The 8,665-nt window shown below is 38.3% G+C and carries 7 protein-coding genes; 5 read left to right on the plus strand and 2 right to left on the minus strand.

What is annotated here, in order from left to right:
* Positions 1-270 precede the first annotated feature (270 nt).
* The 4 genes from pyrF to GSA01S_RS08100 all read left to right on the plus strand — a co-directional run bounded on the left by pyrF (position 271) and on the right by GSA01S_RS08100 (position 4,118).
* On the plus strand, positions 271-999 hold the full coding sequence (gene pyrF, locus GSA01S_RS08085; protein ID WP_066126473.1) for an orotidine-5'-phosphate decarboxylase: 729 nt from the start codon (positions 271-273) through the stop codon (positions 997-999).
* Positions 1,000-1,011: 12 nt separating this feature from the next.
* Positions 1,012-1,653: an orotate phosphoribosyltransferase gene (gene pyrE, locus GSA01S_RS08090; RefSeq protein ID WP_066126476.1), complete on the plus strand. Its 642-nt coding sequence runs from the start codon at positions 1,012-1,014 to the stop codon at positions 1,651-1,653.
* A gap of 38 nt (positions 1,654-1,691) precedes the next feature.
* Positions 1,692-2,954 carry an MFS transporter gene (locus tag GSA01S_RS08095; RefSeq protein WP_066126478.1) on the plus strand — a complete coding sequence of 421 codons (1,263 nt, stop codon included), beginning with the start codon at positions 1,692-1,694 and terminating at the stop codon, positions 2,952-2,954.
* A gap of 531 nt (positions 2,955-3,485) precedes the next feature.
* Complete coding sequence (locus tag GSA01S_RS08100) at positions 3,486-4,118, plus strand: GNAT family N-acetyltransferase (RefSeq protein WP_066126479.1); 633 nt, start codon at positions 3,486-3,488, stop codon at positions 4,116-4,118.
* Positions 4,119-4,567: 449 nt separating this feature from the next.
* On the opposite strand, the gene GSA01S_RS08105 is transcribed toward GSA01S_RS08100, so the two are convergent.
* Entirely contained in the window at positions 4,568-5,749 is a 1,182-nt protein-coding gene (locus tag GSA01S_RS08105; protein WP_066126480.1) for a M20 metallopeptidase family protein, read from the minus strand.
* 19 nt (positions 5,750-5,768) lie between these two features.
* Positions 5,769-6,950: an amidohydrolase gene (locus tag GSA01S_RS08110; RefSeq protein WP_066126482.1), complete on the minus strand. Its 1,182-nt coding sequence runs from the start codon at positions 6,948-6,950 to the stop codon at positions 5,769-5,771.
* A 146-nt stretch (positions 6,951-7,096) separates the two neighbouring features.
* On the opposite strand from GSA01S_RS08110, the gene GSA01S_RS08115 reads away from it, so the two are divergent.
* Positions 7,097-8,293: a hypothetical protein gene (locus GSA01S_RS08115; protein ID WP_066126484.1), complete on the plus strand. Its 1,197-nt coding sequence runs from the start codon at positions 7,097-7,099 to the stop codon at positions 8,291-8,293.
* Positions 8,294-8,665 lie beyond the last annotated feature (372 nt).

Consider the following 8,665-nt stretch of genomic DNA (forward strand, 5'->3'; position numbering starts at 1 on the left):
TTTTTCATGGGGAACAAATCGAATGATGCGAAAGAGTTAACCATTATTTGCATTTTCCATTTGACATTTTGCCCAATGATAAGTATACTTTAGAAAGAAATTTAGGGATCTTTAAACGTGTTCGAGAAACATGAAAGTTACCATAACCATATTTGCCATTGGAGGATTGCGCTAAATCCGTCTAATAGCACTATCTTTATGTACTTTTATGAGCCTACACACGTGTGTAGGTTTTTCTTTTTATCACGAAAGAGTGAAAGGATGATGAAAATGGACGCGAGTAAACCAATTATTGCACTCGATTTTCAAGAAATAGACCAATTAAATGAGTTTTTAAATCAATTTTCCGAGCCTTTAAATGTAAAAATAGGGATGGAATTATATTATACGACCGGTACGCAGATGGTTGAAGCATTACAAAAGCGTGGTCATGATATTTTCTTAGATTTAAAATTACATGATATTCCCAATACGGTAAAATGGGCGATGAAAACCTTGGCTAAGCAAGGGATAGCAATGTTAAATGTTCACGCAATGGGTGGACAAGCCATGATGGAAGCAGCCCGTCAAGGTATTGAAAAAGGGACTGGTGACGGAGCAAAACGTCCGGTTTTACTAGCGGTGACTCAATTAACGTCCACTAGCCCAGAACAACTTAAACAGGAACAATTGGTTGAAGCAACAATGGCAGAAAGTGTCAACCACTTAGCCAAGCTTACCCAACAAGCACAGTTAGATGGCGTCGTTTGTTCACCTTTAGAAGCCAAAGCCATCAAAGAAAAATTTGGTGAGGACTTCTTAACGGTCACACCGGGTATACGACTAACCAAAGGACAAGATGACCAAAAACGGACGGCGACACCTTATGAGGCCGCATTAAATGGCTGTGATTATATTGTAGTGGGACGTCCAATTACTCAAGCCGAAAACCCTGTGGCAGCCTACCAAGCCATTAAAGCCGAGTGGCAAAAAGGTTTGGCTGAAAAAGCATCATTTTAGGAGGAATATTTTATGACGACATCAGCAAAACAAGCCGCCCAAATACTATTAGACATCGAAGCCGTTTGTCTAAGTCCACAAGCGCCGTTTACATGGGCCAGTGGCTTAAAAGCGCCGATTTACACGGATAATCGTTTGATCATGTCTTATCCTCGTGAACGAAAAGTAATTGAGTATTTATTAGCTAAAACGATAAAAGAGCATTATCCAGATGTCACGGTTATAGCCGGCACCGCTACGGCTGGTATTCCCCATGCTGCTTTTGTTGCAGCAGAATTAGACTTACCGATGATTTATGTGCGTTCATCTGCTAAAGACCATGGCAAGGGTCGTGCGATTGAAGGTGCATTGGATAAACAAGCTAAAGTGGTCTTAATTGAAGATTTAATTTCGACTGGACGTAGTGTTTTAAACGCTGCAAAACAAATCCAAGCTGAAGGCGCTGAAGTATTAGGCGTGGTTAGCATTTTTAATTATCAACTCAATAGTGGCCAACAAGCATTTAAAGAAGCAGGTTTGGCATTTCAATCCTTAACGGATTACACCACACTATTAGAAATTGCGACAACAGAAGGAGGGTTAGCTGAATATAAAACATCATTAGAAGATTGGTATCAAGATCCAGTAGCATGGAGCGAAGCACAACAAAATTAATAAAGAATGACGAGATCATTCATTAAGGAGCTAAAAAAATGGAAAAAATGAGTAAAAATGATAAAAAAGCCTTAGTTACATCGATTGTCGGTTCAGGATTAGATGATTTAAACGTGATGTTTTTAGCCTTTTCAATGTCAAGTATTGTCTCAACCTTAGGTATCTCTCAAACTCAAGGGGGATGGATTGCGACCATTACGAATTTTGGGATGTTAATAGGGGGGCTAGTCTTTGGGGTTTTAGCCGATCGCTATAATAAATATAAAGTCTTCAAATGGACGATTATCATCTTTTCGATTGCGACCGGATTAATTTTCTTTACTAATAATATTTACTACCTATACTTAATGCGATTCATCGCAGGAATTGGGGTCGGAGGAGAATACGGTGTGGCGGTTGCGATTATGGCTGGTATTGTCGAACCGAAGAAAATGGGACGCGTTTCCGCATTAAACGGGATTGCCGGTCAAGTTGGTTCAATCTTTTCAGCATTATTAGCTGGTTTTGTCGCTCCAATATTTGGTTGGAAAGGATTATTCTTATTAGGATTACTGCCATTAATTCTTGTGGCTTATATGCATTTTGCTGTGGATGAAGCTACTATTTCCAATCGTCGTGTGGCAAAAAATACGGATATAAAGCCAGAAATTAAAGAATTATTTGCGACACCAGTCCTAGCTCACCAAACCATCGCTTTAATGGTGATGACCACTGTTCAAATTGCCGGTTACTTTGGGATGATGAACTGGTTACCTACCATTATGCAAGAGTCTTTAGGGATTTCGGTTAAAAACTCTTCGACTTGGATGATTGCGACGATTGTCGGCATGTGTATCGGTATGTTAGTTTTTGGTCAAATCTTAGACCATTTAGGACCGCGTTTAGCCTACAGTATCTTCTTATTGATGTCAGCTGCTTCAGTCTACTTATTCCAATTTGCGAATTCAGCTTTAACGATGATTATCGGCGGTATGATTGTTGGATTTTTCGTTAATGGGATGTTCTCAGGATATGGCGCTATGACCAGTCGCTTGTATGCAGGACGTATTCATTCAATCGCTAATAATGTCATCTTAAACGTTGGCCGTGCTGTTGGAGGCTTCTCATCGGTAATTATCGGGAAAATCTTAGATAGCTCATCGGTCTCAATGGTGATGTTATTCTTAGCCAGCTTATACTTAATCAGTTTTGTCACCATGTTATCCATTCCCTATTTACAAAAAGAGCGTTATGATGCGTTATTAAATACAGACGGTGTTCAAGATGAAGGAACCGTTAAAGTAGCCACCACTACGGTTTAAGGATAAAGAAAGGAATGTGATTGTTACTGACAGTGTGTCAACTATCAGTAGCAGCCTAACCGATAAAACACTTATATTAACCAGTCGATGCCAAAAAGGTGTGGGCTGGTTTTTTTATGTATGAAATTGAATAAGTGGCATTCATTTCGAAACTAAGAAGGAAATGAGAGCAATGATGGTTGCAGTGATTTAGAGACAGTTGGATTTATTGAAATATTAGTAAAGAAGTTTAACGAAATATCACCGGTTATCTTTATGCTGAAATCTATGCCGTTTGGTTTTGAGTGAGTAGCTATTGAACAGCATGTTTGATGGTTACAAGTTTAAACTTTAAGTTAGTAAGTAAAGTAAAAGTTGGTCGCATTGTCACTCGATTTTATCGCCTAACTACTAAAACTAAATTAAAGAGATAAGCAAAACAAACTGAAAATCTCAATCGTTTCTAATGTAAAGTAATTTAATTGACAACTCAATATAGTTTTGTTAGGGTGGTAACATCGTTTTAAATTGAGGAAACTATAGGAGGAAAAAATGCAATTAACCATTAGAAAAATTGAAGATCGCGACATACCTGAAATGATTAACTTAGTTCATGAAGCGTGGTTCGAAGGATTCTATGAAAAAGAAGAATTTGAGAAGGCTGCGGCTGCCATTTCACTTAATAAAGCATTATACAATAGTTCTACAGGCCGTGTGGCAGAAGTGGATGGCCAAATTTTAGGGATGATTTTATGTAAAATAACTAAAGATGATCCGGACTTTCGCAAATTCCAAACCAATACCATTGAAAATTTAATTGAATTATCAAAACATGGCGAAGAACAAGAAATCAATCGCTTAATCAAAACGTTTGAAGCGGAAAAGTCAATCTACAATCAATTCTTAGGTGAAGTAGACACAGATTTTGATGCTAGTATTGAATATATCGCCGTCTCTTCAAAAGCCAGAGGACATGGTTTAGGTAAAAGCCTTATTTATGAAGCGATAAAAGATTTTAAAAATAAGGATTGCCAAAACCTTTATTTATTCACTGATTCTGATTGTAACTATCGATTTTATGATTATTTGGATTTTGAACAAGTGACAAGTGATACGATTCAAATTCCTACTAAAAATGGTAGCAGAGCACGCGAAGAATTTATGTACGCCTATCAATTTATGTAAAAAATAATAGAAGTGACCTAGAAGTGAATACCAAGTGGTTTTGCTTCAGTGGGTCGCTCCTATTTTTATTTGGTTTAAAGTGTCGTCGTGCGCATGATTTTGTATTAGGGAATTTGGACTAACTGTGGTTTTATTTTCCTGCAGGTGTCGTTTTGCGCATGATTTTATATTAGGGGGTCAACTGTATTGGTTAGTTCAGGGTCATTTTGCTTTGGTTTGCGCCCCGCAGAGTCCTTTCCCTCGTGAGCACAAGCTCAAAATTCCGCATTAATTTTAGTAAGTAAAACTATCTACCTTTCACTTGGCAAAACGGACTGTCATTTTACATATTATTTTTGGCCAGCAAAACAGTCAATTTCCGTTTTTCTTGGACAAACCGAGTGTCCTTTCCACAATTTCAGTTTCTAAACCGCAATTTTCTTTTCTCACTATTTTTGACGAGCAGAAGTTTAAAAATCTGCTTGGTTTAAATATTCTAAAGCATATTGTGCATAGAGTTCAGCGCCGACTTTTAAGCTTTCCTCATCGACATTAAAGCGAGCATGATGATGAGGATAGATTGCCCCATTCGTTTCACTACGCGCCCCAACCGTTGCGAAGGCTCCTGGAATATGGTTATTGTATTCACCAAAATCTTCACCAACCATTTTTGGAGGGAAGTTGCCTACAAATTCTTCGCCGAAACTTTCTTTCGTAATACGATGCACCAGCTCCGCACTGTGACGTTCGTTGACGACCGGGTCTAATAAGCGGTCGTAGATGAATTCAACAGTACCACCATACATCGTCGCGATTTTTTCTGCAAAACGATGCATCTCATTTTCAACTGTATCACGAGTAGCAGCATCAAATGTTCTAACGGTACCCTCTAATTTAGTATTTTCCGCAATAATATTAAAACGGTCACCTGCTTCAACTTTCCCAATCGTTAACACGGCTGATTCCATTGGATCAATTGCACGCGAAATGATATTTTGTACTTGTGAAATATATTGAGAAACCATCACTACCGCATCTTTTGTTAAATGTGGTTGCGCGGCATGACCCCCCGAACCTTTAAAATGAACATAAAACCGATCAGTGGCGGCAAAGGTAGGGCCAATATTACAGTTCACTAATCCGGCCTGATCCATTGACCAAATATGAATACCAAAGGCATTATCGACACCGTCAAGTACACCTTGTTCAATCATTAATTTTGCGCCTTTACCGATTTCTTCAGCCGGTTGGAAGATAAAACGTACGGTGCCTTTGATAGAGTCTTTTACTGATAACAAGGCTTTTAGTGCCATCATTAACATCGCTACATGGGCATCATGTCCGCAAGCATGCATTTTGCCTTCATTTTGCGATTGGTAATCGAGATGATCATTTAACTCATGAATCGAAAGTGCATCCATATCGGCACGCAATAAGACGGTTTTACCAGGTTGTGTCCCTTTAATTTCAGTCATCACCCCGGTTGGTTCCATTAAGCGATAGTCCAAACCTAATTGATCTAATTGATTCGCAATATAACGTGTCGTCTCAAATTCTTCCAAAGATAATTCAGGGTTTCTATGCAAATGGCGTCGCATTTCAATCATGTCAGCTTCATGGTCTTGAATAAATTGTTTAACTGTCTGGTTCATATGAACATCCTTTCCTAATTTAGAATTCGTCTTGATTTAAGTAACTAAGAGCGTATTGAGCATACAATTCCGCACCGTATTTTAACGCTTCTTCGTCCACATTAAAGCGTGCATGATGGTGAGGGAAATCAGTTTCCTTGTCGACATTGCGACAACCAACTGTTGCGAAGGCTCCTGGAATATTTTTCATATAATAACCGAAATCTTCCGCTCCCATTGTCGGGTCATCATGATGGATAAATTCTTTTCCAAATGTTTGCTCGGTAATCGATTGGACTAATTGTGCACTTTGTAAATGATTATCCACTACCTCGGTCATATATAAATATTCAAATTCGACGCTTCCATGATACATTTCGGCTATTTGTTCAGCGTATGCTTGCATTTGGGTCGCCACCACTGAACGGGCTTCATTGTTAAATGTTCTGACCGTTCCTTCTAGGACTGCATTTTCCGCGATAATATTAAAACGGTCGCCAGCTTCAAATTTTCCGATGGTTAACACAGCGGGTGAAAGGGGATCAACTGCTCGTGAGATAATGGATTGTACATTGTTAACATATTCAGCTGCCATTACCACCGCATCGTGGGAAAGATGAGGTTGAGCAGCATGACCTCCCTTACCTTTAAAATGAATTTTAAAAATATCCGCGCTTGCAAAAGCAGGACCTGCATCACAGACTACTTTACCAGTCTCATGTACGGACCAAATATGAATCCCAAAGACATTGTCAACACCGTCTAGGACGCCTTGTTCCACCATTTTTTTAGCTCCTGCTGCTACTTCTTCTGCTGGTTGGAAAATAAAGCGTACAGTGCCTTTAATTTGTTCTTTCACAGACAATAACGCTTTTAAGGCGCTCAATAACATGGATGTATGGGCATCATGACCACAAGCGTGCATTTTTCCAGCTTCTACTGAACAATAATCAAGATGCTGGTTAAGTTCTTCAATCGAGAGAGCATCCATGTCCGCACGAAGTAAAACGGTCTTACCAGGTTCTGAACCTTTAATTTCAGCCAAAACACCAGTAGGTTCCATTAAACGATAGGGAACCTTCAATTTATCTAATTCTTGTGCAATAAATTGCGTCGTTTTAAATTCTTCAAGGGATAATTCAGGATGCTGATGTAAATAGCGACGATTCTGAATCAATTCATCCTCATGTTCTAAAATATATTGTTTCACTTGTGTATTCATAAAATCCTCCTTAAAGTATGCTAACCACCAGATGTCAAGTGTCATAATTGACATTAGGATTAGTTTAATAGTATTGTATGTTAAATTCTTATGAATTAAAAGTGAGAAGAATATGAGAAAACGATGGACGAATGAGGAGAGATTTTATGACGCCACTTTATGCTTTTACGACGATAATGCTTGTTTTTGCTTTTGGGAATATGTTAGCGGTCAGATCCAAAAGTATTATTTCGATGTTATTTTCGGTATCAGTTATCTTTTTAATTGCATTTTGGACAGGACTGCCTGTCACGATATTTTCAGACTCAACATTATTACAAATTGGAAGCATGCTCATTCCAATTTTAATTACTCATATTGGAACGATGTTAAATGTTAAAGAATTAATACAGCAATGGAAAACAGTGGTCATATCCCTGTCAGCCATTTTAGGAATTGTTGTATTGGTGGTAGGAGTTGGACAATTTTTTGTAGGCTTTGAGACGGCTGTGATTGCTTCAGCACCTATTTCTGGTGGGGTAGTGGCAGGCATTCAAATGGGACAATCAGCAGTGGAAATTGGTTTACCACATTTACAAATACTGGCCTCATTATTAGTGGTTATACAAGGATTTATCGGTTATCCATTAGCATCCTATGCCTTAAAGAAAGAAGCTAATGCTATTTTAGAAAAGTATCGCTCAGGTCAATTAATTGAAGAAGACACTGACACACAACCAATGAAAGCAACAGCTCAAAAAGAAGTATTAGAAATGCATGAAAAATATCGTTCTGACGAATGGTATCTTGCTAAAGTGGGGTTAGTAGCCATGGCGGCAATGGTTGTATCAAATTTTGCTAGAAAATTAGCTGGCTTTAATGTTTTAGATACCAATGTCTTAGCACTTATTTTAGGTGTGATTGCTCATCAAATTGGCTTTTTACCTAAGACACCTTTAAATAAAGCCAATTCTAATGGGTTAGCGATGGCTGCTTTAACGGTTGTGGTAATCAATTCTTTATCTTCAGCGACTCCGCAATTATTACTTGATTTATTACCAAGTTTATTGATTACCTTAGGTTTAGGTGCACTTGGCATTGTGATTTTTTCATTAATAGCCGCCAGATTATTAAATGTCAGTTTCTGGATGGCCATCGGCATTGGAACGTCTGCTTTATTTGGCTTCCCCGGAACATTTATCGTACCTGGCGAAGTCGCAAACACTATTACAGATGATCCAAAAGAAGTGGAGGCTGTCTTAAAAAATATCCGACCGCCGATGTTAGTTGCTGGATTTGTAACGGTATCGATTGCCTCTGTGGTATTAGCTGGCATTATGTCTTCAATTTTATTAGCAAGCTAGAAAAGAAAAATTTTAGCGATTATTTAATGGAGACATAATGTTTTAATAAATCGTCATAGCTGAATTTAAAAAGCATGTATGATTATGAAGAACGCCCTTAATTTAAGTGTGTGAATAGGGGGTGGGTAAGAAGTTGAAACTCGATTGATTTTCGCTTCGTTTACCCACCTCCTTTTCATTGGGAGCTAGTAATATGTAGAAAAGCAATTATTGTTCGCTTTGTTTGCAGCCCAACGCTGTTGGGAGTTGGTAATAAGTAGAAACTAAATATATTTCATTTCGTTTGTCCGCCCAACGCTGTTAGGAGTTGGAATAAATAGTTATCATTTAACTAATCCCCTCATGTGTAATACAATTGATGTAATAAGTCTA

Source organism: Globicatella sanguinis NBRC 15551, assembly GCF_001552295.1.
Classification (GTDB): Bacteria; Bacillota; Bacilli; order Lactobacillales; family Aerococcaceae; genus Globicatella; species Globicatella sanguinis.

Bases quoted from the DNA above. Each gene is read 5' to 3' on its own strand.
- pyrF (WP_066126473.1), top strand. From the start codon at position 271: ATGGACGCGAGTAAACCAATTATTGCACTCGATTTTCAAGAAATAGAC.
- pyrE (WP_066126476.1), top strand. From the start codon at position 1,012: ATGACGACATCAGCAAAACAAGCCGCCCAAATACTATTAGACATCGAA.
- GSA01S_RS08095 (WP_066126478.1), top strand. From the start codon at position 1,692: ATGGAAAAAATGAGTAAAAATGATAAAAAAGCCTTAGTTACATCGATT.
- GSA01S_RS08100 (WP_066126479.1), top strand. From the start codon at position 3,486: ATGCAATTAACCATTAGAAAAATTGAAGATCGCGACATACCTGAAATG.
- GSA01S_RS08105 (WP_066126480.1), bottom strand. From the start codon at position 5,749: ATGAACCAGACAGTTAAACAATTTATTCAAGACCATGAAGCTGACATG.
- GSA01S_RS08110 (WP_066126482.1), bottom strand. From the start codon at position 6,950: ATGAATACACAAGTGAAACAATATATTTTAGAACATGAGGATGAATTG.
- GSA01S_RS08115 (WP_066126484.1), top strand. From the start codon at position 7,097: ATGACGCCACTTTATGCTTTTACGACGATAATGCTTGTTTTTGCTTTT.